Source organism: Paraburkholderia sp. BR10141 (assembly GCF_056155635.1).
This window is the reverse complement of sequence record NZ_JBMIQH010000002.1, coordinates 261,410-288,022: the sequence shown is the minus strand read 5'-3', so window position 1 is coordinate 288,022 and position 26,613 is coordinate 261,410. Positions and strand designations below refer to the sequence as shown.

The 26,613-nt window shown below is 61.2% G+C and carries 21 protein-coding genes and 5 pseudogenes; 10 read left to right on the top strand and 16 right to left on the bottom strand.

Translation table 11 applies throughout. The annotated features are described in order from the left end of the window. Positions 1-35: 35 nt before the first annotated feature. From ACOJB8_RS03925 to ACOJB8_RS03905, 5 genes are all read right to left on the bottom strand, one after another. Complete coding sequence (locus ACOJB8_RS03925; RefSeq protein ID WP_069263052.1) at positions 36-2,378, bottom strand: hybrid sensor histidine kinase/response regulator; 2,343 nt, start codon at positions 2,376-2,378, stop codon at positions 36-38. A gap of 960 nt (positions 2,379-3,338) precedes the next feature. Beyond that, positions 3,339-4,145, bottom strand: a complete 807-nt coding sequence (locus tag ACOJB8_RS03920; protein WP_368618341.1) for an oxidoreductase — start codon at positions 4,143-4,145, stop codon at positions 3,339-3,341. Positions 4,146-4,178: 33 nt separating this feature from the next. After that, positions 4,179-7,319, bottom strand: a complete 3,141-nt coding sequence (locus ACOJB8_RS03915; RefSeq protein WP_475011075.1) for an efflux RND transporter permease subunit — start codon at positions 7,317-7,319, stop codon at positions 4,179-4,181. Next, a complete protein-coding gene (locus ACOJB8_RS03910; protein WP_475011074.1) occupies positions 7,316-8,431 on the bottom strand; it encodes an efflux RND transporter periplasmic adaptor subunit in 1,116 nt (371 codons plus the stop codon). Before ACOJB8_RS03910 ends, ACOJB8_RS03915 begins: the two co-directional genes overlap by 4 nt. An 83-nt stretch (positions 8,432-8,514) precedes the next feature. Next, positions 8,515-9,132 carry a TetR/AcrR family transcriptional regulator gene (locus ACOJB8_RS03905; RefSeq protein ID WP_069263048.1) on the bottom strand — a complete coding sequence of 206 codons (618 nt, stop codon included), beginning with the start codon at positions 9,130-9,132 and terminating at the stop codon, positions 8,515-8,517. A 77-nt stretch (positions 9,133-9,209) separates the two neighbouring features. On the opposite strand from ACOJB8_RS03905, the gene ACOJB8_RS03900 reads away from it, so the two are divergent. Further along, a complete protein-coding gene (locus tag ACOJB8_RS03900) occupies positions 9,210-10,670 on the top strand; it encodes an efflux transporter outer membrane subunit (RefSeq protein ID WP_368618343.1) in 1,461 nt (486 codons plus the stop codon). Positions 10,671-10,706: 36 nt separating this feature from the next. On the opposite strand, the gene ACOJB8_RS03895 is transcribed toward ACOJB8_RS03900, so the two are convergent. From ACOJB8_RS03895 to ACOJB8_RS03870, 6 genes and pseudogenes are all read right to left on the bottom strand, one after another. Then, positions 10,707-11,000, bottom strand: a complete 294-nt coding sequence (locus tag ACOJB8_RS03895; RefSeq protein ID WP_342949726.1) for a DUF6566 family protein — start codon at positions 10,998-11,000, stop codon at positions 10,707-10,709. Positions 11,001-11,083: 83 nt separating this feature from the next. Then, the gene (locus tag ACOJB8_RS03890; RefSeq protein WP_069263045.1) at positions 11,084-11,497 is read right to left on the bottom strand and encodes an Hsp20/alpha crystallin family protein; all 414 of its coding nucleotides are present in this window, start codon (positions 11,495-11,497) and stop codon (positions 11,084-11,086) included. Positions 11,498-11,528: 31 nt separating this feature from the next. Then, the gene (locus tag ACOJB8_RS03885; protein WP_475011231.1) at positions 11,529-11,969 is read right to left on the bottom strand and encodes an Hsp20/alpha crystallin family protein; all 441 of its coding nucleotides are present in this window, start codon (positions 11,967-11,969) and stop codon (positions 11,529-11,531) included. 373 nt (positions 11,970-12,342) lie between these two features. Further along, positions 12,343-12,618: pseudogene (locus tag ACOJB8_RS03880) on the bottom strand (IS66 family transposase zinc-finger binding domain-containing protein); the annotation flags it as partial. Between the two features lie 608 nt (positions 12,619-13,226). Further along, positions 13,227-13,652: a GFA family protein gene (locus ACOJB8_RS03875; protein WP_475011229.1), complete on the bottom strand. Its 426-nt coding sequence runs from the start codon at positions 13,650-13,652 to the stop codon at positions 13,227-13,229. Positions 13,653-14,129: 477 nt separating this feature from the next. Then, on the bottom strand, positions 14,130-14,435 hold the full coding sequence (locus ACOJB8_RS03870; protein WP_475011073.1) for a hypothetical protein: 306 nt from the start codon (positions 14,433-14,435) through the stop codon (positions 14,130-14,132). 554 nt (positions 14,436-14,989) lie between these two features. Between ACOJB8_RS03870 and ACOJB8_RS03865 the strand changes: the two genes are divergently transcribed. The 3 genes from ACOJB8_RS03865 to ACOJB8_RS03855 all read left to right on the top strand — a co-directional run bounded on the left by ACOJB8_RS03865 (position 14,990) and on the right by ACOJB8_RS03855 (position 16,337). After that, a complete protein-coding gene (locus ACOJB8_RS03865) occupies positions 14,990-15,187 on the top strand; it encodes a hypothetical protein (RefSeq protein WP_475011072.1) in 198 nt (65 codons plus the stop codon). A gap of 195 nt (positions 15,188-15,382) precedes the next feature. Then, positions 15,383-15,661, top strand: a complete 279-nt coding sequence (locus ACOJB8_RS03860; RefSeq protein WP_475011071.1) for a hypothetical protein — start codon at positions 15,383-15,385, stop codon at positions 15,659-15,661. Positions 15,662-15,743: 82 nt separating this feature from the next. Continuing rightward, positions 15,744-16,337: a response regulator receiver protein gene (locus tag ACOJB8_RS03855; RefSeq protein ID WP_475011070.1), complete on the top strand. Its 594-nt coding sequence runs from the start codon at positions 15,744-15,746 to the stop codon at positions 16,335-16,337. A gap of 538 nt (positions 16,338-16,875) precedes the next feature. On the opposite strand, the pseudogene ACOJB8_RS03850 reads toward ACOJB8_RS03855, so the two are convergent. Next, positions 16,876-17,038, bottom strand: a pseudogene (locus ACOJB8_RS03850) (H-NS histone family protein); the annotation flags it as partial. A gap of 67 nt (positions 17,039-17,105) precedes the next feature. Here ACOJB8_RS03850 and ACOJB8_RS03845 point away from each other — a divergent pair. The 4 genes and pseudogenes from ACOJB8_RS03845 to ACOJB8_RS03830 form a co-directional block, all read left to right on the top strand. After that, a complete protein-coding gene (locus ACOJB8_RS03845) occupies positions 17,106-17,300 on the top strand; it encodes a D-cysteine desulfhydrase (protein ID WP_428996029.1) in 195 nt (64 codons plus the stop codon). 416 nt (positions 17,301-17,716) lie between these two features. After that, entirely contained in the window at positions 17,717-19,447 is a 1,731-nt protein-coding gene (locus ACOJB8_RS03840; protein ID WP_475011069.1) for a methyl-accepting chemotaxis protein, read from the top strand. A gap of 295 nt (positions 19,448-19,742) precedes the next feature. Beyond that, positions 19,743-20,617, top strand: a pseudogene (locus tag ACOJB8_RS03835) (site-specific integrase). 21 nt (positions 20,618-20,638) lie between these two features. After that, a pseudogene (locus tag ACOJB8_RS03830) lies at positions 20,639-21,775 on the top strand (IS91 family transposase); the annotation flags it as partial. A 520-nt stretch (positions 21,776-22,295) separates the two neighbouring features. On the opposite strand, the pseudogene ACOJB8_RS03825 reads toward ACOJB8_RS03830, so the two are convergent. Further along, positions 22,296-22,466: pseudogene (locus ACOJB8_RS03825) on the bottom strand (helix-turn-helix domain-containing protein); the annotation flags it as partial. 444 nt (positions 22,467-22,910) lie between these two features. On the opposite strand from ACOJB8_RS03825, the gene ACOJB8_RS03820 reads away from it, so the two are divergent. Further along, positions 22,911-23,669, top strand: a complete 759-nt coding sequence (locus ACOJB8_RS03820; protein ID WP_368730114.1) for an SDR family NAD(P)-dependent oxidoreductase — start codon at positions 22,911-22,913, stop codon at positions 23,667-23,669. Between the two features lie 48 nt (positions 23,670-23,717). Then, positions 23,718-24,170 carry an iron-containing alcohol dehydrogenase gene (locus ACOJB8_RS03815; protein ID WP_342949716.1) on the top strand — a complete coding sequence of 151 codons (453 nt, stop codon included), beginning with the start codon at positions 23,718-23,720 and terminating at the stop codon, positions 24,168-24,170. Between the two features lie 617 nt (positions 24,171-24,787). Here ACOJB8_RS03815 and ACOJB8_RS03810 read toward each other — a convergent pair. The 3 genes from ACOJB8_RS03810 to ACOJB8_RS03800 all read right to left on the bottom strand — a co-directional run bounded on the left by ACOJB8_RS03810 (position 24,788) and on the right by ACOJB8_RS03800 (position 26,464). Next, the gene (locus ACOJB8_RS03810; RefSeq protein WP_368730116.1) at positions 24,788-25,264 is read right to left on the bottom strand and encodes a DUF3788 domain-containing protein; all 477 of its coding nucleotides are present in this window, start codon (positions 25,262-25,264) and stop codon (positions 24,788-24,790) included. A gap of 44 nt (positions 25,265-25,308) precedes the next feature. Beyond that, on the bottom strand, positions 25,309-25,812 hold the full coding sequence (locus tag ACOJB8_RS03805) for a YkgB family protein (protein WP_475011068.1): 504 nt from the start codon (positions 25,810-25,812) through the stop codon (positions 25,309-25,311). A 202-nt stretch (positions 25,813-26,014) separates the two neighbouring features. Further along, positions 26,015-26,464 (bottom strand): GNAT family N-acetyltransferase, encoded by a 450-nt coding sequence (locus tag ACOJB8_RS03800; RefSeq protein ID WP_368691653.1) that lies wholly within the window; start codon positions 26,462-26,464, stop codon positions 26,015-26,017. Between the last annotated feature and the right edge of the window lie 149 nt (positions 26,465-26,613).

Below are 26,613 nucleotides of genomic sequence, written 5' to 3'. Positions count from 1 at the left end.
GACAACGTTGCAGTGCCGCGAGAGTGGGTGAAGCGTCAGGAAAGTGCCCCGCGCAGGTCGTCAGCCGTATAGGGCTTGCGCAGTTCGCGCCATGAAAAAGGCAGCTGCCCGGTTGGGGGAACGCTCGAGCCCGATCCAAATATCACGCGAATATGGGGCCGTTCGCGCACGGCTTTCAGGGCGAAATCCACGCCTGACATGCCAGGCAACGAGATGTCCGTCAGCAATACGTCGAACTCCTGCTTGCGCAGTGCCTCGTCGGCGCTCTCGGCCGATTTGTGCAACTGAGGGCAATGTCCAAGCATTTCGAGCAGCGCGCCCACGGCATCGGCCGAGCCCGCGTCGTCGTCGACCACCAGTACGCGCAATGAGCCGGGGGCCAACCCTTGTTCGCGCTCGCCTTCCTCGACCACTTCGAGATCGATGCCGGGCGAGCCAAGCAGGCGGCGGATCTTCCGCGCGAGCTGGTCGCGGCTGTACGGCTTGCTGAGGAGTTCAACGCCCTCGTCCAGCCGCCCGCCATGCACGATGGCGTTCTGGGTGTACCCGGAGGTGAACAGCACCTTTAGCTGAGGCAGCGTCTCGCAAGCCTGCCGCGCCATGTCCGGACTCTTCAGCGGACCCGGCATCACGACGTCCGTAAAAAGCAGGTCGATATGCACGCCGCTACGGATGATGGCCAGCGCCTGTTGTGGGTCGTCAGCCTTGAGCACCGTGTAGCCAAGGCCGCCCAGCATGTCGACAACGGTCGATTGCAGCTTCGCATCGTCTTCCACGACGAGCACGGTTTCCCTGCCACCGCGCAGCGGTGTGCTGACGGGCGACGGACGCTCGATCGCACTCCCCGTCGAGCGCGGCAAATACACCTTGACGGTAGTGCCTTGGCCGACTTCGCTATAGAGTCGCAAATGGCCGCCGCTCTGCTTGACGAAGCCGTAGACCATGCTCAGACCCAGGCCTGTTCCGTAGCCTTCCGGCTTTGTCGTGAAAAACGGGTCAATCGCCCGCGCCAGTATGTCGGGGGACATTCCCACTCCCGTGTCCGTCACTGCCAGCAGAACGTATTGTCCCGCTGGAACGTCCTGCAGTCCGGCCACATAACGGTCATCGAGCATTGTGTTGCCGAGTTCGAGCGTCAGCCTCCCGCCGTCGGGCATCGCGTCGCGGGCGTTGATCGCAAGATTCAGAATGACGTTTTCGAGTTGATGGACGTCCGCATAGGTGTTCCACAGACCACCGGCCACGACGGTTTCGACCTGGATGGTTTCGTCGAGCGCGCGGCGCAGCATGTCGTCCATGTTGCGCAGTGCCGTTGCCAGATTGATGACAACCGGCTGTAACGGCTGCCGCCGCCCGAACGCGAGCAATTGCGAAGCGAGCTTGGCCCCGCGCTCTACGGCGTCGATCGCCTTGTCGAGGCGCTCCTGTATCTGGCTGTCGCGACTGAGCCTGCTCTCGATCAGCTCGAGATTCCCGCGCACGACCTGCAGCACGTTGTTGAAGTCATGCGCGACACCGCCAGTGAGCTTGCCAATCGCCTCCATTTTCTGCGACTGGTACAGCGCCATGCGCGTTTCGTCGAGCGCGCGTTCCGTCTCGCGCTGCTCGGTAACATCCCGCGTGATTTTCGCGAAACCGGCCAGCGCACCGTCGTTGTCGCGAATCGCATCGATGACTACATGCGCCCAGAAGCGGCTGCCGTCCTTGCGCACGCGCCAGCCCTCGGATTCGAAGCGACCCTCGCGCGCGGCCGTTTCGAGCCCGCGCTGCGGCAGCCCTGCCGCGGCATCCTCGGGCGTATAAAAACGCGAAAAATGGGAGCCGATGATTTCAGGTGCCGCATAGCCCTTGATTCGCCGTGCACCCTGGTTCCAGTTTGTAACGCGCCCATCGGGCGACAGCATGAATATGGAATAGTCCGTGACGCCGTCTACCAGCATCCGGAATCGCCGCTCGCTTTCGACCACCGCGTCGTGCGCCCGCTTCTTGTCGCTCATGTCGCGCACAATCTTGCCGTAACCAAGCAGTTGCCCGGCAGGATCGTGCAGTGCCGTGAGAATCACACTTGCCCAGAAGAGACTCCCGTCCTTGCGCGAGCGCCAGCCTTCGGCTTCGCTGCGACCGGTTTCCCGTGTCTCGCGCAGTACATCCTCGGGTACACCGTCGCGACGGTCCTCGTCCGTATAGAAGATGGATAGTGGACGCCCCAGAATTTCCTCGGGGGCATATCCGTAGACCGACTCGCCGCCGGGGTTCCAGCTCGCAACGCGTCCGTCGGTCGTCAGCGCAAAAATCGCATAGTCGGAAGTTGAGTCAATCCATCGGGCCGCCCAGTCTGTCGTCTCCCAGACTACGGTCAGCTTTTGCGATTCGGCCATGCTGGTCCCCTCTTTTGCACAATGACGTCCCCGCACTGCCTGAAGCGCGGCGGAGCCCGCCGCGCTTCGCGCTTCGCGACGACAGTCGAAATGGCACCTTCGCCATTTTGCATGCTGTCGGCAAGTCGATCCGTTGCATTTCGTCGACGCGCCGCCCACGCGCCCTGATTTCATCGCCGTGCCGGGACGGAGTTCGCTGCACGGCTACGTAAAGGATGCGGCACAGGAAACCCGGCGAGAGAAAACTGTCATCAAGGCCGACGCTCGGGTTGCGCCGCACGCGCCACCCCGGCCCGTTTGGCGGCATCGCGACACACAGTTTGCACCAGTTCGAAGGCGGGGCGCCCCAACGAAAGCGAACGCGCATGCCGTGATCCTGGATCAACCGGGTGGCATGTGAACGGGAACACAAGCACCAGGTCACGTCGTGCAAGCGCTGCGAGACTATGCGAGCGACAGCTCCGTCACGTCAGCCAGACGAGATGCAAACTGGGTCTGCAGGTGCCAGTCCTGAGAGGCACTCTCACGCCAGAACAATATTCCCATATGTTGGGATATCTGGCACGATGGAATGGTGTCCACCCAAGGAAACCGCTCATGCGGCCCACGCCGAGTGTACCGGCAGTCGTGCACTTCGCTCACGCCTGCATCCACCCTCCGTCTAAGGTGGCGCTCTCACGACTTCCGGACCGACGACGGGGGTGCCACTCGTGACACCCAACAGGTGGCTGCTTCTCGGCGTATTGCTGCTTGTCGCATCGATCGCCGCACTGTTCATATGGCACTGATTGCGCGTCTATTGACTCGCAAGGATGCGCCTCACATGGCTTCGGGCGTCGCGGCGAACGGGCAGCTTGTCCAACATGCGTCGCGAGGTTCGCAAACGTTCCGATCAATCAAACATCACCCATCCCGGCATTGCGGAAAGCGCAGGAACTCGGGCTGGCTGATGGTACGGCTTCACAGGAGTCCGAACGTTTTCCTCAAGCTTGAATCGACGGGGCCGGTGGGCATAAAGCGTCGCAATTTTCTCAACAGAGAGGCCTCACCCGCCGGTGTGCGACGCATGCGCCAGCTCCCAAGCGCCGCTTCGACAATCGTGTTCGCTACGCCGTCGGGCGCGGGGGCGCCTTTGACACTCTTGACGACTGCGCTCGATGCAAGGCTACGCTCGCGATCATAGGCGGCGATTTTCGAGCTTGCCAGAGGGGCGTTGGTGTCCAGGTTGGTCCTGGTAAAGGACGGTTCGACCAGCGTTGCGCGTATGCCGAACTGGCGCACCTCATGGTCCAGGGTCTCGGTCAGCCCTTCGACGGCATGCTTGGACGCCGAATAGAGACCCATGTAGGGGGCGGGAAGGAAGCCAAGCACCGAACTGACATTGACGATCCTTCCGCCACGCTGTTCCCGCATGTGAGGGAGTACCGCCTGCGTCGTGCGTAGAATGCTGAATACATTGGTATCGAACAGCGACACGGCCTCGGCAGCCGAAGTTTCCTCCACGGCACCGATCAGGCTCATTCCCGCATTATTGACGAGCACATCGATTCGCCCGGCGAGTTCGATGACGGACTGGATTGCGGCCCGGACCGATGCATCGTCGCGAACGTCCATCTCGACGAGCTCGACGCCGGAGACAGGCACCGCTGTTGCGATGCTGCGCACGGTACCCAATACGCGGCAACCCCGGCCGGCAAACTTCTCGGCGGTGGCGCGTCCGATACCCGATGACACCCCGGTCACAACGACAACGGTGGATTTCGACATGAACAGCTCCCCTCAGGTGAAATTGATGATGTTTTAAGTGCGCGCGTCGAGCGCATCCTGCGTCACCGGTTCCGACTGCGATGACTGGTTATCCCGGCTCTTGTGCGAACCCGCGGAAGTGCCGGGGCGGATCTTGAACCAGATGGAATACATCGCCGGCAGGAACACCAGCGTGAGAATCGTCCCGGCGAACGTACCGCCGATCAGCGTGTAGGCGAGCGTTCCCCAGAACACCGAGTGGGTCAGCGGGATGAAGGCGAGGATCGCCGCCATGGCCGTCAGGATCACCGGGCGGGCGCGCTGCACGGTGGCTTCGACAACCGCATGGAACGGATCCAGCCCGGCATGTTCGTTCTGATGAATCTGCCCGATCAGGATCAGCGTGTTGCGCATCAGGATGCCCGACAGCGCGATGAGGCCGACCAGCGCGTTGATGCCGAAAGGCTGCCGGAACAGGATCAACGTCGGCACCACGCCGATCAGGCCGAGCGGGCTCGTCATGAACACCATCACCATCGCGGAAATCGAGCGAACCTGGAAAATGATGATGACCAGCGTGATCGCCAGCATGATCGGGAACAGCGGCAACATGGCGGTCGTCGCCTTGCCCGATTCCTCGATGGAGCCCGCCTGCTCGATGCGATAGCCGCCGGGCAGCTTCGCGATGATCGGCTGAAGCTGCCGCGTGATGGCCGTTGAGACGTCCGGTGGCTGCAGGTTGTCGGCAATGTCGCCGCGTACCGTGATCGTCGGCACGCGATCGCGCCAGCGCACGACCGGCTCCTCCATGCGCACGTCGACCTTGCCCACCTGCGACAGCGGGATGCGCTGCCCGTTGGCCCCGGCCAGCGTGAAGTCGCCGAGCCGGGCCGGGTCGAGACGCACATCGCCGGCCGAACGCGCGATGACCTGCACGCTTCGAATATCCTCACGCACGGCGGTGACGGGCACGCCGGTGAGCAGGAACTGCAGTTGTTGCGCGACGGCGCTGGAGGTGAGCCCCACCGCCTGCAGACGGTCCTGCTGCAGCGTGAAGTGCAGCGTGGGCGAGCGCGTGCCCCAGTCGGTGTTGACCGTGCGCATCATCGGACTGGCCTCCATCACCTGCTGAACTTCAGCCGCGATTGCGCGCAGCTTGTCCGGGTCCGGACCGGTGACGCGATAGGCGACGGGAAACGGCGAATACGGCCCGAACACGAGTTGCGTGACCCGCACGCGCGCTTCCGGGGCGAGACCGTCGGCGATGGCCTGACGCAGTCGCTGCTTCAACGCGTCGCGCTCGTCCTGGCTGTCCGTGCGGACCACGATCTTGGCGAACGACGGATCGGGCAGCTCCGGCCCCATGGCCAGGTAAAAGCGCGGCGCACCTTGCCCGACGTAAGCCGTGACGATTCTGGCTTCCTTTTGTTTTGCCAGCCACGCCTCCACCTTTTCGGTCGCGGCGCTGGTTTGGGAAATGGAGGTGCCATAGGGCATCTGCACCTCGACCAGCACTTCAGGACGGTCGGAGATCGGGAAGAACTGCTTCTTGACCACGCCCATACCGAGGATGGCCAGGGCGAAGAGGCCAACGACCGAACCGGCGACCAGCCATTTGTGCGCGATGACACGCGTGAGCAGCTGACGGAAGCGGTTGTAGCGGGGCGTGTCGTAGATCGCGTCGTGGCCGCCTTCGACCTGTTTGAAGTCGGGCAGCATCTTCACGCCGAGGTACGGCGTGAAGACCACAGCGACGACCCAGGATGCGATCAGCGCGATGCCGACGATCCAGAACATGTTGCTCGTGTATTCGCCCGCGGTGGACCGTGCGAAGCCGTTGGGCATGAAGCCGACCGCCGTCACCAGCGTGCCCGAGAGCATCGGCGCGGCGGTGTGGCTCCAGGCATAGGCGGAGGCGGCCACGCGGCTATAGCCTTCTTCCATCTTCACCACCATCATTTCGATGGCGATGATCGCGTCGTCGACGAGCAGGCCCAGCGCCAGGATCAACGATCCCAGGGTGATGCGGTCGAAGTTCTTGCCTGTCGCGGCCATGACCACGAATACGATGGCCAGCGTCAACGGCACGGCGGCGGCCACCACCAGGCCCGCGCGCCAGCCCATGCTCACGAAACTCACGAGCATGACCACCAGCAAAGCGGCGAAAAACTTGAGCATGAACTCGTCGACCGCCGAATGAATGTTGACGGCCTGATCGGTGACCTTGGTCAGGCTCATTCCCAGCGGCAGCCCGGCATTGATTGCGCCGACCTCGCTGTCCAGTGCCTTGCCGAGATCGAGCCCGTTCCAGCCGTCGCGCATGACGATGCCGAGCAGCAAGGCCGGTTCGCCGTTGTTGCGGATCATGAAGGTTGCAGGATCTTCATAACCGCGCTCGACAGTGGCGATGTCCGACAGCTTCAGCGTGCGACCTTGCACGACGACGGGCGTATCGCGGATCTTCTGCAGCTTGTCAAAGGCGCCGTCCAGGCGAATCAACACTTCCGGTCCTTTGGTCTCTACGGAGCCGGCTGGCGTCAGGGCGTTCTGGCCATTGAGCGCGGCGAACACGTCCTGCGGGCCGACACCGAGCGTTGCCAGCCGATCATGTGAGAACTGGACGTAGATGCGCTCGGCCTGCTCGCCGATGATGTCGACCTTCTTCACGCCCGGCACGTGCAGCAACCGCTGGCGCAGCGACTCGGCGTCGCGCACGAGCCGGCGTTGCGGTTCGCCCCTGGCCTTGAGCGCAAAGAGTGCGAAGGTGACGTCCGCGTATTCGTCGTTGACCATCGGCCCGATCACGCCAGCCGGAAGGTTGGCGGCTTCGTCGCCGATTTTTTTCCGGGCCTGGTAAAACTCCTCCTGCACCTCCGACGGTGGGGTGCTGTCGAGCAACGTCAGCGTTGTAAAGGCGAGGCCAGGCCGCGTGTAGGTCTCGGTCCGGTCGTACCAGCGCAGTTCCTGCATGCGCTTTTCGATTTTCTCCGCCACCTGATCGTGCATCTCCTGCGCGGTGGCGCCAGGCCACGCGGTGATGATGGTCATCACCTTGATGGTGAACGCCGGGTCTTCGGCGCGACCCAGCTTGAAGAAGGACAGGAGTCCGGCCAGCGAGATCAGGCAGATAAGGAACAGGGTGATGGAGCGCTCGCGCACGGCGAGCGCCGACAGGTTGAATCGGCCTTCGCTCACGGACGTGCTCCCTGGTTCGCCACTACGACGGCCTGGCCGGACATCCGGACCTGTTCACCTTCGCGCAGCAACTGGGCACCTAGCGCGACGACGCGCTCGCCCTGTTTCAACGTACCGGAGACGCGAGCGCTGTCGTCGTCCAGGTGAAGGACCGTGACCGGCCGCCATGCAACCCTGGCCGGCTCGCCGTTGACGACCCATACGCCGGGCCCTTTGCCCGCGTCGAGCAGCGCGCCGATCGGCACCTGCAAGCCGCCCTGGAGCGCCACGCGTGCGTCCGGTATCTCGATCGTGACGGTTGCGCCCAGCGGCGCGTCGGCCAGCGCACCCTGCAGGACATAACGCGCTTCGAAAGTGCGGGTACGCGGATCTGCCGTATCCGAGAGCTGGCGCAGCGTGGCTGGCACGCTCACGCCGCTGTTGCCGAACAGGGTGGCCTGGGCGACCGAACCGATGGCGGGGCGCAGGGTTTCCGGTAGCTGGATGACAGCCTCGCGCCGCCCGGCGTGGGCCAGGCGCACCACGGGTTGTCCGGCGCTGACGACCTGACCCGGCTCGGCCAGCGTTTCCATCACGACGCCATCCCCGTCCGCCACCAGCTCGGCATAGCCCGTCGCGTTGCGCGCCACGTCGGCGTCAGCCTCGGCCGCGCTGAGCTGCGCCCTGGCTGCATCGGCGGCCGCCTTGGCCTGGTCGTAGGCCGAAGCCGAGATCGCACCCGTGCCGCGCAGGTCGCGATAGCGCTCCTCATCCTGCGCGGTCTGCTGCGCCCGTGCCCGTGCAGCGGTGACCGCCTCCTGCCGGGCCTGCGCGGCAAGCTTGAGGTCGATGGGGTCGACGCGCATCAGCAGCTGGCCGCGTTTGACGGTTTGCCCGGCATCCACCAACCGCTCCAGCACCTTGCCGGAGACGCGAAATCCCAGGTCGCTTTGCACGCGTGCGGCGACGGTTCCGGTAAACGAACGGGACGCGGGGATCGCGGCCTCGGCGATGGCGGTGCGCACCAGGGGCGTCTCGGTGCGCGGATCGGAAGGCGCTTTGTCGCCGCAGGCGGCTAGCGCAAGTGGCAGTGCATAGACGACTGCAGAGGTAGCGAGGCGACGCCGGAGCATGAAAGTCCCATTGATGGAGGAATCGGGGCTTTCATTGTGGTTCTTGTGACCAATTTAGTCAATGGTCACAAACGAAATTTCCATCAAGGCGACAGACTGCGGAGCACGAGGCTGGACAGTTGCGCGGGCGCGACCTTCGTGTAATCGAAGCTGTACTGCAGGAGCATCGGGTTCAGGTAGGGGCGCATGACCAGATAGATCGCCATCGCGGTCTCATCGAGCGGCGTTTTGCGCTCGAAGTCCCCGCTCTGCCGGCCCTCCTGCAGGATGTCCTGAAGCAGCTTCTGGACGCGCGCCTCATACGAAACCACGGCCTGCCAGTTCTCCGTGGCCGCTGATGCTGCAATCTCGTAGAGCTTGCGGTCCTGGAAAAACAGACGAAGGCTCGCCTCGGTGAAGACGCTGAACATTCGCCGCAACTTCTCCGGCGGCAGATCGGTCTGGGCGATGGCCGCCCTGACCTCGGTTTCGATCTCGTGCAGGCAGTTCGCACAAATCATCTCGCCAATGGCTTGCTTGGACTCGAAAAACTTGTAGATGTAGGCCTTGGAAAACCCGATCGCCCTGGCGAGATCGGAGACCGTCGTTTTCTCGTAGCCATACCGGCTGAAGTGCTCGGTGGCGGCGGCAACGATCTGATCTCGTACCTCGTGGTCAGCGGGGCCGCGAGTCGTGATGGGAGGAGTGGTGGCGTTTTTCATGGGGATAAGCATACAACAATAGACAACCAGTGACCATTTGGTATTATGGTCACCACAGTAACCCTGCGAAGACGCTCATGCTACCCAATCACATGCTTGCCGCGATCATCGTTGCCGGCCTCTCGACAGCCTGCGCCGTGGGCCCTGATTACGTCCGGCCCAGTGTAGCCATGCCCGGGCAGTTCCAGGGCCAGGACGCAGTGGATCACCGGCACGCGATGGCCAGTTCTGACCTCGTCACGTGGTGGACGGGTTTCGGCGATCCGCAACTCACACGATTCGTCGCGCTCGCGCTGGAACAGAACCTGGACCTCGAGCAGGCCGCCGCGCGCGTCTCGCAGGCGCGCGCAGGACTCGGCGCAGCGAATGCCGCGCTGCTGCCTTCAGGCAATGTCAGCGGCCAGGCGGCGCGAGTCTACCAATCTGTCGAAACGCCCTTGGGGCGCGTCCTGAATTCAACGCCCGGATTCGACCGCTACGGCAACGACTACGAGGCCAATTTCAGCGCGAGTTGGGAACTGGATGTGTTCGGTGGCCTGCGTCGCGGGCGGGAAGCGGCACTCGCCGAGTATCAGGCTTCGGAAGCCGGCGCGGTGGCCACGCGCCTGGCTGTGGCGGCGCAGACTGCCGATATTTACATCACGATTCGCGGATTGCAGGCCCGTCTGAAGGTGGCCCGGCGGCAGGTGCAAACGCAACAGGATCTGCTTTCGACCATCAAGCTTCTGTATGGAAAAGGACTGGCGGCCGATCTTCAGGTAAGCCAGGCTGAGGGTGCGCTGGCCCAGGTGCAGGCATCCATCCCTGTCCTGGAGACGACACTGGACGCGGCCATGAACGCACTGGATGTGATGCTGGGCTCACAGCCCGGCACCCATCAAGCCGAACTGGTCGATGCTGGGGACATCCCGCCCGCCCCGCGGATCGCGCACACGGGAACGCCGGGAGAGTTGCTCAGGCGCCGACCCGACCTGATCGTGGCCGAGCGTCGCCTGGCTGCGTCGAACGCGCGTATCGGAGTGGCCATCGCCGAGTATTACCCGAAATTCTCGCTGAGCGGACTGATCGGGAGCGCAACGTCAATGGCCGCGGGCAATCTGTTCACTGGCGGCGCCAGTCAGGCGGCCGGGGTGTTGGGTCTGCGCTGGCGTCTGTTCGATTTCGGCCGCATCAATGCACAAATCGCGCAGGCCAGGGGCCAGGACGCCGAGATGTTGGCCGCGTATCGGCTCGCCGCACTGCATGCCACGGAAGATGTGGAAAACGCCTTTTCAGCGCTCGTCAAGCGGGAGGAACAGGCCGCGGTGCTCACCCAGGGAGTGAACTCACTTGGTCGGGCACGAGCCGCTTCGTTTTCGGCCTATCAAAAAGGTGTCGTCAGCCTGATTGAAGTCCTGCAGGCCGACGAAAATCTACTGCGCGCATCCGACGAGCGGGTGCAGGCGCAAACGGAATCGGCCCGCGCAGCCGTCGCTGCCTTCAAGGCGCTTGGCGGTGGTTGGCAGCCCGGCGATCCAGAGGCCGTGGCAAGCCGGTAGACAGCACGATGTACGCCTCATTCAGCCTCCGTCGCTTCACCCGGGTGATTCCGGTCGCCTCGTCTCTGCGAAGCTTTCCGTGCCGGCGAAGCGTCCCGCATCGATCGCGCGGATGGCGTACTCGACGGTCTCCCGATGTGCGTCTTCCGCACTCGCCCAGCGCTGTGCGACGCACGGCAGGTGCCAGTCCTCGACCGTCTGCTCGCCGCGCCGGATACGCACAATGGCCATGTACCTGCCTGATCCCTGCGGAAGTACGCAGTGCCGCACAGCAATAGCGCTGGTTTCGATCGCGAAGCCTTTCCAGTTCTGATTGCGTGTATCGTCCATGGTTGTCTGAGGTCGCATGTGCCGAAACGGCGCGGACCCGGCGGCCCGCGCCGCACGACCGGAAACATTCGTGTGCAATGTACCTAGCCAACGCTCACCTCGATACGACGGGGTTTCGCTTCCTCACGGCGAGGAATCGTCAGCATGAGCACGCCATCGCGCAGTTGCGCGTCGATGCGCGAAACGTCGAAGTCCGGGCTGAGCGCGAAGGCGCGGCGGAAATGCGGGTGGCGAACTTCGCCATGCTGCAGCCTCAGCCCGGATGGTGTCGGAATCACCGACTCGGCCTCGATCGTCAGATTGCCGTCCTGTACCCGCACATCGAGCTTCTCGCGCGGTACCCCCGGCAGGTCCGCATATAGCGTGATGCCCCTGCTGTCCTCCAACACGTCGACGGCGGGCGTGAGGCGTGTGGACTGCTTCGCGGGTCCGCCGCGCTCATGGTCGGCGATGTCGTTGCGCGCCGCACCGGTGGTCAGTTCAGTGCTGTCGTTCATGGTGTCCTCCGTGATCTATGGTTCACCGTGCTCACTGCACGGTGACCGCGCGCGGCTTCGACGCCTCGGAACGTCCGATGCTGATGGTCAGGCAACCATTTCCATAGCGCGCATTGACGTTCCCGGGATCCGCGTGCCGGGGCAGCTCGATCACGCGCCGGAATGCGCCCATGAAGCGTTCGCTGGCATACACGCGCGTATCGTCCCCCGCTTGCCGCTCGGGCGGCCTGCGTTCGCCGCTGATCGTCAGCAGTCCTTTGTCAATCGAGACGTCGATCGCCGCCGGATCGAGCCCCGGCGCAAACGCTACGATCTCGACACTGTCGTCGGTGCTGCCGATGTTGAGTAGTGGAAACGTCTCGCTGCGCGTGGCGCGCAGGCTTGCGGGAAAGGCTGGAAAGAGGCTGGCCATCTGCCGTTGCAGGCGGTCGAATTCGCCCAGCAGATCGGTGCTGAAGAAGGGATCGCTCATGACTGGCTCCTGGAAAACCGGGGCCGACACGGAGGACGAATGGAACCACGCGCTCCAGTCCGCCTGTCCGTGGGAAACCCCGCCGACAAACAAATCGAAACACGCAGCGCTTGTCGCGACTGCCTGAGCGATGAACAAAATAGCGCATGGAACGGAAATTTCAAGAGGCCCCGCAGCATGTCACGAGCGAAGTCTCATGGACGATAGCGACAGGCTTCAAGGACCGGCGCGAGTTTGCGCACGCCGCTGCGGCGCACAACCCCCGGTTTGATGGGGGCCGTACTGGATTCACATAGTAGCCTTTCAGGCCCGTCCCATAAGGGTATGGGCGATGCGGCGATGACCGGTTACCCCCGGATCTACCCCCACGGGAGGGGCACGCGTACTTCACGCGCTGATGCTGGATGACGCGTACCTGTTCGGGAATCACATTGAGCTGCTCGCTGGTCTCGACACCGATCTCAACCAGCGAATCGCCGTCATGCGCGCAGAAGCGGTCCGATTCGGGCAATTCGTGCCGCACGATCTCGCGCGGCAGATTCTGATCCAGCGGCTTGCGTCCGCGCTTGCCACGTGTGTGCCCGGCAACCTGCGTGGCAGTTTCTTCCTCACGCGCGGGCGCGACGTCAGTGCCGAGTGCTCCGGCATCCAAAGCCGTCGGTGTATGCGATCCGAAAACGGCCTCATCGACGTCGAGCCTGGTTTTTGCGTACGGCACTAACGGGGCCCAAGTCGCGACGCTGATTCCGGCGAGGAAAATGAGGCCCGCGTCGCTGCCCGCTTCTTATTTTCAATCCCTGTCTCGACAGCCATAGTTTGAGATGAATTTGTGAATCTAAGGTTTTCTATGAAATAGACTGATCTGACTCAGCCGTGGATATTTTCATTTCTGTTCGGCAGCAAAATTCAGTTGTCAATTAGCAAAATCAGCTTAAAAAAAGACCCCGAAAGCTTCTCGGGATCGAAGGGAACACGCAACCGCAGAAGACAAGGCGAAACGTGATCGCCCTGTCTATGAACAGAGTTAAGCCTTATGGCTTCGACCCAGTCGCTCGAAGATCTCTGGCCGCATATGTTTGAAGTACTGTGCCAATCCGATCCCGACAAACAGCACGCCGATACCCGCGATGCTGGCAGGCATTGAAGGAGCGGGCAGTATCCGGTTCGAGCGAAGTATCGAGACTCACACAGCATTGTTAATGCTGGCGTGCTGCATCATTTGTTCCCGGCATCTTGAGCGCCACTGCCGATGACCTGTTATCGCGCATACGTGGGACCATCCCAGCCGTCGAGATACTTCGGCAAATCATCCGAAACGTCAACTACACGCTGGCGATAGAACAGGTGCATTGTTGGAGCCAAGGCCGCATCGAGCTTCCCATCGGTAGCGCGGGCAACCAATGCATTTGGAACCACGCGCATTCCCAGGCGATTGGTACCGAACATCACTTCGCCGCAGACGTCGCAAAATGCTTTCGTCAACTGCTTTTCTGGATGTTTGAAAGTCCGGCCTGCGCCGTCAATGCTGATTGCATCAGCCGCCCAAGCTGTTGCAGAAAACATGGACGTCCCATAAAAGCTCCTGCATGACGCACAGTGACAGTTCGCACGTGCCGCCGGACTGCCGTGCAAGTTGACGGAAATCTTGCCACATAGGCACGTAACACAAAGGGACATAGTTATCTCGGTCGTAGTGACGGGTTCTCATTGTACTGTGCCATTGCTATGCAACCGCCGTTCGTGAACTCACGAAGCAGTTTTGTTAGCGACACTTAGCCCGCAGAGCGGTTCTCTTCGGTTTGCCGTAAGCAGTACTTTATATCAAGGCTGCTTCGACCATCCGCTCCGGCCACGAGGGCCCCGCCACTTATGCTCTGGCGGATGAGCTGATGGCGTGTGGCTCGTCCGACAAGACGTCGCGATTCCCGATGCTGGACTGGCGGAAATTGACGGCAACCTGGGATAACACACGGGCCGCTGCCGGAAGACTTCACGGGTCACTTCACGAAACCCGCCGACCGGCAGGCACTGCTGCCGATAGTCGACAACAGTTGAGCGACGCCCCGCGCACTGCGTGCACACCCCAAACGCGTCACCTGCGAATGTGACGACCCAAATACGCTCGAACTGAAGCAATGCGAGTGCGATCTGATCAGTGATTCAGACGTCCGTCTCGCCGGGATCTTTCCTGGCTGCAAAAGCGCAGGCAGCCGCGGCAAGATTCAGTTCGTTCAGATCGAGCATGAGCAGCAGGCTGTCTATCTCGCCCAGCTGACTTTTGTTGACGCGGCCGGTATCGAGCAGGGCATGCAGCCTATGGCACCAGTAGCTTGCAGGAAAGGCCGGCCCGGCAAGATCTCTTGCGAGCGAGACCGATATCGCGTGCCGGATATGTGCGATATCCTGGTCAATCAGGTTCGACACGGTGCATCCGGCCTGAAGGCGCTCTGCGTTTTTCTTTTCCATTTTGGCACCCGTTCCCGCTGGTTGATCGGCATGACAGGAAAGCATGGTCTGAAGATAACGATAGCACTTCGCTGTCGGTAGCGCCGCCCCTTTGTCTCTGGACGTTTCACCTCTTCAATATATGCCGCTCGAAAATAGCATTACCATTTAAATCGAATCATGCTGACTTTGAACGTGAGCGGCGTATTGCGATTGACCGACGGGCGGCTGCATGCCATTCGCAGAATCATTGTCTGACTATTTGTGATAAACGATCCTGCTATGCGCGCCATTGCGCGGGGAGATCCCTCCAACAGCCCATCAGATTCGGGGCGCTCCGCGATGCAAATACGTCCAGCCAGTGTGCTCTATTGTGGCCAGTGCTCCATATTTTCTTTTAATTCGTTTCCCCTCGAATTCAGAATTAATATTTGTGCTCCGGCCTTGAAGGCATCGAATTCGCAATGTCGGAAAAAAAGACCTGGAATAATTGCCAATGCGGATGTGCTGATGCGTCATCGGTAATAGATGCTCACAGTCAACGCCCAATCCAGAGAGAATACGGAGACACGTAAATGCTAAGCCCTCACGAATTCGCTACCCTGATGCTCGTCAAGGCCGCGTCTGAGCAGATCGATCTGGACCGCGAAGAGCTTGACACCTTGCTGGAACACCAGCTGGTTGCTCTGGAACAGCTTGCCTCTGGAGGCCAACGACCACGCCTTACCCGTGACGGTGACACGGTGCTTCAGGCAATCGCCGGGAAGCGCTGAGCGGCAATCGTCTGCGAACCTTGTTTCGGATTTCACTCGCCTTACGCGGCCATATCACGCGTATGGCCGAGGCTACGCTGGCAGTCAATTCCGTGGGGATCCCGCAGGCCGGACGTTCCCTGGCTGGTCGACTGGAACCATTAGTCATGCGGGTTTCACGTGGTGCGCGCATCATCGGTCGCAATGGAGCCGCATATGCATCCGAACGAGCATGTGGCGCAGGAACTCGCTCACATCCGCGCCATGATTTTGCAGCTTGAGCATCTGCTTATGGAGAACGATGGCGCGAAGTCAACGCCAGTGATGTCGCCGGACTACTGGCGCGCGCGGATCAATGGCGTGCGAGGAACTTCAGGGCTGCCCGCAACGCTGGAGGACGAGGCGCACGCCCTGTTGGTCCGTCTGGACGCGCTCCGGGAAGAATCAGGGAACCGCTGCCTGCAGGCTATCGGATCCGCGCGTCAGCCTCGCTGAACTCGATGAACTGACGGGTGATCGTCCGGAAACGGCATGGTGGTCCACATCTCCTTCTTTAGATTTCCTACGCGACATCCCCATGCTCAAGCCAGAAGACACGCTCGCATTCGATGCTGCGGTCGCTGAGCTAAACAGAGCGACACAAGACCTGGAACGCCTCGAGCACGATTCAGCGACGTCCCTCACTGGGCTTGCGAGGGCGCAGGACCGTTATTATCTGTCCCGACTGGAGTGGCTGCGCAGCGAATGCCCACTACGCAAGTCAGCCGCCCATGGAGTACCGAAATTAGCGCCGCTATCCGGACCGATCGTGATTGTTGGGCACGACAAGTGGGTCCGGGATTCGTTAGCCGTGCTGCTCGACCTGAAGGGTTACGGGCGGTCGAAGGCGCGTGCCTTCGACACCTGGCACGAAGTCTGGCTCGAACCATCGCAACTGATCGTCGTCGATGTCACACCGTTTGCTCGTGGCGCCTCCATGTTGCTGATAGAGGGCTTTGAGACCTGCATCGAAAGACCACGTATCATCACACTGGTGTGGCCGAAGGACGCGCCGGCTTTCACCGGCAAGGTCGACGAGATCGTCACCAAACCATTGGCACTCAATGCGCTGCTAAACGCGATAGACAGGATCGGCGACTGCGACGTCGAGCGCATCACGGACGACCGTTGACCGCGCGGCGATCAGGCTCTCCCGCGGGATCGCAGAACCGGCCAATCAGAAAACCGCCGGAACACTCGTCTGCTGCGTTCCGATATCCAATCCGTTCCGGGCGACCCGACAGTCCCGTTCATTCATCCTGCAGGTGATCTGCGAAATTTCACCCGAGGCGATCGAGGATCATTTTGGAGCCCGACGCGCCGACCGTTCATGGTTTGCCGATAGCATTTGAAGCGCATCGCGAGGAAATCCTGTCGTTTACGAGGAGCATGCTTCTGCACAGAATTTCAGCGTCTGCTGTTTTCAAGGGATTTTGCCCATAGGCAGCCGCGCACGCCTGACACACGACAGGCCAGCCACCGATGAAATTGTGACCACTTGCGACAATCCCGCACGTACGTGGGGGCATTCAGAAGCCAAGGGATGAAGCGGGGCGGGCCATTCTCGTCGGTCTTAACGCGGGGAGTACCCCGCGTGATGAATGATGACCCTCACCTTGCCTGGTCAGATCGATGTGCGGTGTAGCGGCGCGCTTCGGGTCTGCTGTGGTCGCGTCCTTGATCCAGTTAGGCGGCTCGTCCCCTGCCCGACCAAGTCGCGCCCGTCTTTGGATCACGATATTTGGGAGGCACGACGCCCCCGCCGGGCGTCGCACGCGTGCCCCTCCGGCGTCCGAAGATGTCCCGCTCGGTAAACCCATAGTCGGCTACCTTCTCGCCCGATGCCGTTCGCGTCGACTCATCGCAACTCGGCCCAGGCTACGGATTAGCAACGGACTCGATGCGCGGCGCCGTCCGGTTGCTTGCCTCGCAAGAGGGGCTACTGCTCGATCCTGTGTATAGCGGTAAAGCCTTCGCGGGGCTGATTGAAGGTGTCACGTCAGGTCGTTATGCGTCAGATAAAAACATGCTCTTTGTCATGACCGGAGGGTTGCCTGGCTTATTCGCCTACCGGCAAGAGTTTCAGGCTGCCTAAGGTGGCTCGGTGAGCCAGCCATGACGTCCAGACATGACCTCTGGAGACAGAGCAGGAATGCTCGACAATTGCCGTTTCCCGGAGATTCTGCAGCAGCAACGGGGAGCGGCATTTCCCGGCGAGCAGTTCTTGACGTACGCAACCGGCTAAAGTAATCCGGTCGTTCCGGGCAACCGGCGGAAACCTGAAAACGCCCCGCTGTTATGCCTTTCGCGTGAGACCGAGGGGCGGCTGCAAGCGTAGCCTGAATCCCCGAAGCTGAAAAGATTCATCTAACGTATGCATTTAGGGGAAATCCCGCAATTTCCTTAAGGCTGGCAGTTCGCTGCCGATACGAAGGTCAGCTGATTCAATTTGCTTCCTCCGGGCCAGTCGAACTTTGGCCGCCGATTTCTTCTCAACGCGAGGCGTCAACCGTGCAATCTCTCAAAAACCTTAAGGTGGTCACGCAGCTGATCCTGGGATTCTCGTCGGTCATCGTTTTGTTGGTGGGACTGGGCGCGTTCAGCGTATTCGAAGTCAGCAGTGAAAACGATCACGTTGCCCAACTCCGCGATAATTGGTTGCCCAGCGTGCGCAGCAGCTTGCAGATGCAAGCGGGATTGCGTGCGATTAGCCTCGCCGAATACCGCGCGTCCGGTGCCCAGACGCCGTCCGCAAGCCAGGAAGCGGACGCCCGGATCGACGCCGGCCTTGCAGACTACCGGCGCGCATCGGCCGAGTACGAGAAGCTTATTACCGAGGCGGAAGAGAAGACGGCGTATGCCGATATCCAGACGCTCATGTCGAAGTATCTCGAAGTCGACCAGCAGATCCGTGCGTTCGGACGAGCGAACAAACAGGCAGAAGCGATGGCGCTGATGCAGGGACAATCGGGCACGCTTCGTGACGCGATGGAAAAGGATATCGGGACGATCGTGGCCGTCAACGAGGCTGGGGCGGCCAAGGAAGGCGAGGCAGCCGGTCAGGCCTATTCGCACGCAATCGTGCTGGTGATCGCCCTGATCGTCTCGGCTTCTGCGGTTGCGCTGGGCGTGGCGCTGATCATCGCCCGTGGCATTGCGAAACAGCTTGGCGGGGAGCCTCGCGATGCAGCTGCGCTGGCCAGCGACATCGCAGCGGGTGATCTGCGCGTCGCGTTGCAGCTGAAGTCCGGAGACCGTTCGAGCTTGATGTTCTCGCTTGGCGCCATGAAAGACCAGCTGACTCGTATCGTGCAGGGCATCAAGACTTCCAGCGAGTCGATCTCGGTGGCGGCGGGCGAAATCGCTCAGGGCAACACTGATTTGTCGCAGCGCACCGAAGAGCAGGCCGCTTCGCTCGAGGAAACTGCCTCGAGCATGGAAGAACTGACGAGCACGGTGCGTCAAAACGCCGATAACGCGAAGCAGGCAACCGTGTTGGCCAGTACGGCGTCGGGCTACGCGCAGCGCGGAGGAGAAGTCGTGGGGCGCGTGGTCGACACGATGCACAGGATCACGGAAAGTTCGGCCAAGGTCGCCGAAATCATTAGCGTGATTGAAGGTATCGCGTTTCAGACGAACATCCTTGCCCTCAATGCCGCGGTCGAGGCAGCCCGAGCCGGTGAACAGGGACGCGGATTTGCCGTCGTCGCCGGCGAGGTCCGCATACTCGCCCAGCGCAGCGCGACGGCAGCCAAGGAAATCAAGGAACTGATCGGCGAGTCGGTCACTCGGGTCGACACCGGCTCGCAACTCGTTGAGGAAGCAGGCAGTACGATCAGCGAAATCGTTCAGTCGGTCAAGCGCGTAAGTGACATCATGAGCGAGATTGCGGCGGCGTCCGAAGAACAGAGCACCGGCATCGAGCAAGTCAATCAGGCCGTCACGCAGATGGATGAAGTGACCCAGCAGAATGCCGCCCTGGTCGAGGAAGCCTCGGCCGCGGCACAGTCGATGGCCCAACAGGCGCAGGCGTTGCGTCAAGCCGTGGCCGTTTTCAAGGTTGGTGAGGACCGCTCAATGGGCACATCCTTCGTCGCGACAGCGGGTCGGGAGCGGGTCCTGGATGCGGCGAAGAAGCCGGTGACGCTGTCGCCAACGCGTCACGCACAGCGTCCCTCGAAACAATCCGCAGCTACGAGGTCGTGCGACGTGCCAGCAGAGCCTGACTGGCAGACGGTCTGACGAGCGGGAAGGCTCGAAGCAGGGCCGGCCGTTCGCCGAGTTCGAGCCGCATGACCCGTGGATGACCGCAATGGCCGACAAGCTAAGGCCAGACGATAGCGAGCGAATGACGGTTGGACTCTGAGAGCAGCCGTCGCACCTCCGACGACTTGACCGGCAGCAACGGGTCGGCTGGACTAAACCGCTCGCGCGGTAGGGGCTACGGTCCGACGCTGGAGGTCAGGGAGAGGCCGGTCACGCGGTTTTATGTTGGCGAATGAGGCAATCCGCCTCGTTCCTCAACAGGAGCCGAATCATGACCTCCTCACCAGCAAACGCCAGCCCGCTGCGCCAGCGCATGATCGACGACATGCGCATGCGCCAGCTTGCTCCCAAGACGCAGGACATCTATCTGCACATCGTGCGTGAGTTCGCCCGGTTTCTCGGACGCTCACCTGACACGGCCACCGTCGAGGACCTCGGCGCTACCAGCTCTATCTGGTCGACCATGGCATATCGGCCGTGTCGCTGAACCACGCGATCACCGGCCTCAGGTTCTTCTTTACCGTCACGCTCGACCGGCCCGAGCTGATGGTCAGGATGCAACCAGTTCGCGTGCCCCGCGTATTACCCGTCGTGCTCAGTCCTGGTGAAGTGCGACGACTCATCGAGGCGGCCGGCAACCTGAAGCACCAGACCGCGCTGTCGGTCGCGTACGGCGCGGGGCTACGCGCCAGCGAAGTGGTAGCACTGAAGGTCACCGACGTCGACAGCGAACGCATGACACTGCGTATCGAGCAGGGCAAGGGCCGCCGCGATCGCTATGCGATGCTCTCGCCGGTGCTGCTCGAGCGCCTGCGTGTGTGGTGGCACGTGGCGCGGGCGCAGGGCAAGATGCTCGATGGCGGGTGGCTGTTTCCTGGGCTCGATCCCGTCGACCCGCTCAGCACGCGGCAACTGAACCGCGCCATCCATGCCGCTGCCGAGGCCGCGCAGATCGACAAGCGCGTGTCCATGCACACGCTGCGGCATAGCTTCGCGACACATCTCCTCGAACAAAAGGTGGACATCCGCGTAATCCAGGTGCTGCTCGGCCATGCGAAGCTCGAGAACACCGCGCTCTATGTCCAGGTCGCTACCGACCTGCTGCACGAGGTCACCAGTCCGCTGGACCGTCTGCCTCCCGGGTAGGCCCGCGCGCTGTAGCGCCTCATGCTGGAGGTTGCGGACATCTTCCGCAGCCACGGGCCAGCGTGGCGAGCCACGGCACACCTGAGCCTGGGGCAGCTGAAGGTCATGTCGGCCATCGAACGGTGCCGCACGGCGGCACTGGGCGGACATCTGCTGCGCTGTTCAGGCTGCGCGAGGACAGAGGTGTCCTTCAACTCGTGCCGGAACCGGCATTGCCCGAAGTGCCAGGCCAGCGCCGCACACCGCTGGCTGGAGGCACGCCAGGCCGGTCTGCTACCCGTCGAATACTTCCACGTCGTCTTCACCCTGCCTGCACCCATCAGCGCAATCGCCTGGTACAACAAACGGATCATCTACGGCCTGCTACTCGACATCGCCGCCGACACGCTGCGTACCATCGCTGCGGATCCGAAGCATCTTGGGGCCCAGATCGGGGCCACGCTCGTACTGCACACCTGGGGCTCGGCGCTCACGCATCACCCGCATGTGCATGGCATCGTACCCGGCGGCGGACTCTCACCCGACGACGAGCGCTGGATCGCGTGCCGGCCCGGCTTCTTCCTGCCGGTGCGCGCCCTGTCGCGTCTGTTCCGACGTCGCTTCCTCGACGCGCTCGAAGTGGCCCACCGGCATGGCCAGCTGCAGTTCTTCGGCGAGTACACCGGGCTCGCGGATCCCGCTGCCTTTGCCCGGTGGCTGGCGCCGCTGCGTGCCTGCGAATGGGTGGTCTACGCCAAGCGCCCGTTTGCCGGGCCGAAGGCGGTGCTCGAGTACCTCTCACGCTACACGCACCGCGTTGCCATCTCCAACCAGCGCCTCGTCGCCTTCGATGAGCGCGGCGTGACGTTCCGCTGGAAGGACTACCGCGCGAAGGGACACACCCGCTACAAGACCATGACGCTGGAGGCCGGCGAATTCATACGCCGCTTCCTGCTCCATGTGCTGCCCGGTGGTTTCCATCGAATCCGTCACTACGGACTGCTCGCCAACCCGGTGCGCCGCGCCAGGCTCGCGAAGGTGCGCGATCTGCTGCATGTTGCACCCGAAATCAGCCCGTTAGCGGACGACAGCGTCATCGCAACCCGGCCCGTCTTCATCTGCCGGCACTGCGGCGCACCGATGATCGTCATCGACATCCTCGCGCGCAGCCCCGATCCGGGCACCACCGATGCGGCGGAGGCAGACATGAGCATCGCGGTTCTTCGATCCGCCTGTCGAACGTCGGCTCTGCGGCAACGCGGCCCACGAGCGAACGTTTGCGCGAGTCGCTTCTCCAAGCGCCTCCCAAGCCCGCGTCATCATCGCGATCGCACCTCAGCACCGCTTCGTCACCGCGTCAGTGCCCACCCGACATCCCGCCTGAACGCACCGCATCCGGCACCGCTGAGCATCCTGGCCTATCAATCGCCATAGCCGCGAAGACTTCAAGCGCTTCGGGGCACTCCGCGGTTTCCTCCATCGAGGCTTATTCGACGCCTGCCGACACGCGCGGAGGCACCGTCACATTCCTGTGACCGATGGCAGGCATCGAATAACCCTTAACGAACTCAGCCGGACGTGTGGGACCGGGTTCGGCCATGAACAGACACTGGGCGTCGGTTCGGCGCGGACATTCGAACGGCGGCACCGGCCCAAGTAACGGACACTTGCTACCGCTTCCCAAAAAATTACCTGATGATCAGCACAACCATCCCATGCGGTTATTGCGCCAGGCGCGCGGCGTCATGCCGAAACGCCCGACGAACCAGTTCGTGAACGTCCCGTGATGCGCATATCCCACAAGGCCCGACACTCGTCCGATCGGAAAGCACGAGTTGCTCATGAAGCGCACGGCGAGTTCGTACCGGACTGCTAACTCTCACTAGTCTTCCGTGGTGAGCGGGCGAAGCGGCAGCGAACATTCGCACGCGAAGAGTCGTCGGCCAAGATCTGCGGTAGACACTCGCTCGGCAACACAATGCCGGGTTCACAAATCGGCGCCACGAAATATCCGTAGAGCGTTACGACGGTCATCGTTGCATCGCCGCGCATTCGGACTGGTCGGGAACGATACGCCTGACGAGGCAAAAGCCGATTATGCGAAATTCAATGGGTCTGCCTCCGTAGCATGACTCGAGCAAAATAGTCCCCGGAACTCCCGAGGCGATTCAATCGCAAATTTGCACGTCGCCAAGCATGCGTTTTATGAATGCTCGCCCACGAAAAATGTCGTGCAAGCTCTCTGCACCGTACCGAATCCTGCTCGGCTATCCTCATTCCCGGTTCGTATCTCAAACTTAAAAAGGAGACAACAATGTTCGACCTTTCAGGAAAGGTGGCGGTCGTTACGGGTGGAGCGAGCGGCATTGGGCTCGGCATCGCTCGCGGCATGGTTGCGGCTGGTGCGCGTGTTGTGCTGATTGGTCGCGATCGATGGAAAGGCCGTGCTGCAATTGAATCGCTGTCAGGCGGTAGTGCAAACGGCCATTTCATTCAAGCCGACATCACGAATCAAGGTGAGTGCACTGAGGCGATCGAGCAGGCCGAGCAGCATTTCGGTTGTCTAAATATCCTTATAAACAACGCTGGCATGAATATCCGCAAGCAAGGGCACGAGCTAGGCTCCGAGGAATGGCACCAGATTGTCGATACGAACCTGAGCGGCGCGCATTTCTGCGCTCAGGCTATTCACGGTGCGTTCACGCGCGCAGGTGGCGGCAAGATTATCAATATCGGCTCGATGCTCTCCCTGTTCGGCACGACCTACGGTTCGGCCTATGCGGCCAGCAAGGGCGGAATCGTGCAGCTCGGCAAAGCGTGGGCTGTTGAATGGGCACCTCATAACATTCAGGTCAACACGTTGCTGCCTGGCTGGATCGAAAGCGATCTGACCGCCGAGGCGAAACGGCTTTTCCCTGACCTCGAAGCGGGCATCTTGAGCCGCACGCCTCAGGGGCGCTGGGGCAAGCCCGAGGACCTTGCCGGCATTGCCGTGGCGCTCTGTTCAAGCGAATGCGACTTCATGACTGGCGCGGTCATTCCGGTAGACGGTGGATATTCGGTTCAAGGTTAGCCGATTCTTTTTGACGCTGCCATATCAAATACAAAGGAGACACCCAGCATGTCCAGCGCTTATGCCGGGCCCGGAAAATATATCCAGCGCGCGGGTGAGATCTCGCGCCTTTCACAGCACGTTGCACCGTTGGGCCGCAACGTGCTCGTTCTGATCGATCCGTTTCTGTTCGAACGCTTCAGCAGTTCACTACAGCGCGATCTCGAAGATGCCAAGCTGTCGGTACATCTGGAGAAGTTCGGCGGCGAATGTACGCTGGCTGAAATCGCGCACGTGGCCGCAATCGCCAGAGGCAAGGAGAGCCAGATTCTCGTGGGCGGCGGCGGGGGAAAGACTGCAGACACCGTCAAGATTGCGGCATTCGAAGCCAACGCGCGGACCGTCATCGTTCCGACGATTGCGTCAACGGACGCACCGTGTAGCGCTGTCGCCGTCCGCTATACGTCTAAGGGCGTATACGAGGGGTCCGCGCGGCTGCCTCTAATCGCGATCTGGTCGTAGTGGACACCAGCATTGTGGCGAGTGCGCCAGTACGCTTTCTCGTCGCAGGAATCGGCGATGCGCTATCGACTTGGTTCGAGGCACGTTCGAACCTGGAGTCGCGAACGAACAACTACGTCGCGGGACGGTTCCCTCCGACAGCTACTGGTATTGCCATTGCGCGAGCCTGCCACGATGTACTGATGCGAGACGGTCTGAAGGCAAAGCAGGCGGTCGAAGCCGTCTCTGTACCACGGCAGTCGAAAACGTCATCGAAGCTAATAGGCTGCTCAGCAGTATCGGCTTCGAGAACTGCGGATGCTCCGCAGCACACGGCATGCATGGTGGACTGACTACCCTAAGCGAAACACACGGCATGCTGCACGGCGAGAACGTCGCGTTCGGGACGCTATGCCTGCTCATGCTAGAAAATCGCCCGATCCAACGCTCGCGACGGTTTGGCCCAACTCAGCCGGAGCCCAGATTTACGTGCACCTTGGTGATTTTTACGCAGGTATCCGCGTGACCTTTGCGTGCCGGTCAGCCACGGATGGCCCGCAGAAATTTATATGAGGTGCGGAGCGAAAGCGCAAACAGGCGGTGCGCAACAATGCAGCCACCGCCCATGTGATACCGGGCTACAACCCGCGAAAAGGTGCAAGCGTGGGGCGTTTCATCCTCATGAGATCTGTCACCTCAACTCGGTCGTCCACCGACAGGATTGGGATTGTCATCCATTTCCCGTCATGATAAGTCCGGGATTCGTCGTACTGTTTGACCAGCGGCGGACTCCAGAAGTAACGCCTTTCTTCAAACTTCTCTCGTTCGGCCCGGCCTAAGACAACCAATACGGACAACAGCCTGTATGCCGGAAACAGACTGCAAAACGCCCTGTTCTCCTTGTAGCGCAGTGCCCAACCACGCTTCTTGCCGCCATATATCCAATCCGGCGTGAAAACATTGGGGTAAAACTCGTCGATCCAGCTTCGCAGCTCGCCCCAATGCTCGAACGCCTCCGGACCCAACCAGTCGCGGAGAGTACGCTCATCCGGATGTGAGGATTTGTCAGAAATGCTGTCGCCTATCTCAGCGCTTCGTGCGGTTTTGCTTTCCATTCTTCATCTCCTCAGCTTATCCAGATATTTAACTTTCCATCAACTCACCGCCGTGCGTCGCCGTGCGAAGTCCGGAGCGACCCCTGCAAGAGCGTCAACGATGCAGCCAGCAGGACGAGGTCTTTAAGCAGGAACTGGCCGGGCAACGCAGAAATCGCAGGAAAGCCACCTGCAGTCGCTTCGGCGACGCCAGGGGTGCTCAACATGAAGGTAAGCGTGATCAGATAGGTAGCGGCCGACATCGCAGCGCCCAACGCAGAGAAAAAGGGCTGAATCGACCCGATAATTAGGGCGACTGCGGTCGACAGCTCTAGCAAACCAATCACATCACTTGCCCCTTGAACACCGAACGCAGAATTCAACCAGCCCATGATAGGACTATTCACGATAAACGGCGATATTCCAGTCGCTTCATAGTGGGTGAATTTCATTGCTCCGAACCACAGAAAGATTACGACAAGCGCCCACCTCAGCAACAAAAGACCAGTTCGGGACCCAACGCTCCGTTCTGCGATTTGAAAGCGAAACTGACTTGTACGAATGCTCATTTTGATTTCCCGATTCAGTATGTTGAAGGGTTTTTTACCGATTCACAGCTTTACTTTTCCGATAGCGGCTCCGGGACTAACTTCGACCGAAATAGTCCAGGAAACGTTAGACACAATGGAGATCCGACCCGACGCCACCCCTTATTTCCATCCAGCTCGCGACGCCTCGCTAGTCTCCAGGCAAAGGTTGGACAAGTGAGTTTCACTTGAACACCTTCCGGTACTGTATAAAGCCAGAGCGCTCTCCCACGGCGTCGTAGAGGAGCCTGCCTGGGTAGTTCGTTTCGTGAGTCAGCCAGTGCACCCGAGGAGCTTTTCGACGTTTCGCCGCCGCGTACACATGTTCGATCAGTGCGCGACCAATGCCACGCCCACGTGCGTCAGGTCCAACAAACAGGTCCTGCAGATAGCAGTAGTCGGCAGATGTCCAGGTCGACCTTTGGTAGACCGTGTGCGCGAAGCCGCAAGGGTGACCGCATGTCATGGCGAGCACCGCGTACATCGGTTCGTTGGGGTCGAGGAAGCGCTCCCAGGTGTTGCGCGTCACAGCATGCGGGATATCAACCTTGTAAAACTGCTGATAGCCTTCCCAAAGTGGCAGCCACATATCGAAATCGCTATTTTCGATGGCTTTGATCTCAACTGATTGCATAGAGTTCTCCCGAAGTCCTATGGCAGTAGAGCGATGAAGCGCAACTGTGACCAAACCACAGCATCAAGCAATGCGATCAACCACAATTAACTTCAGTCTCACGGGCAATTTCTTTCCTCCGGTCGCGAAGGCGTGATTCGATCGAACCG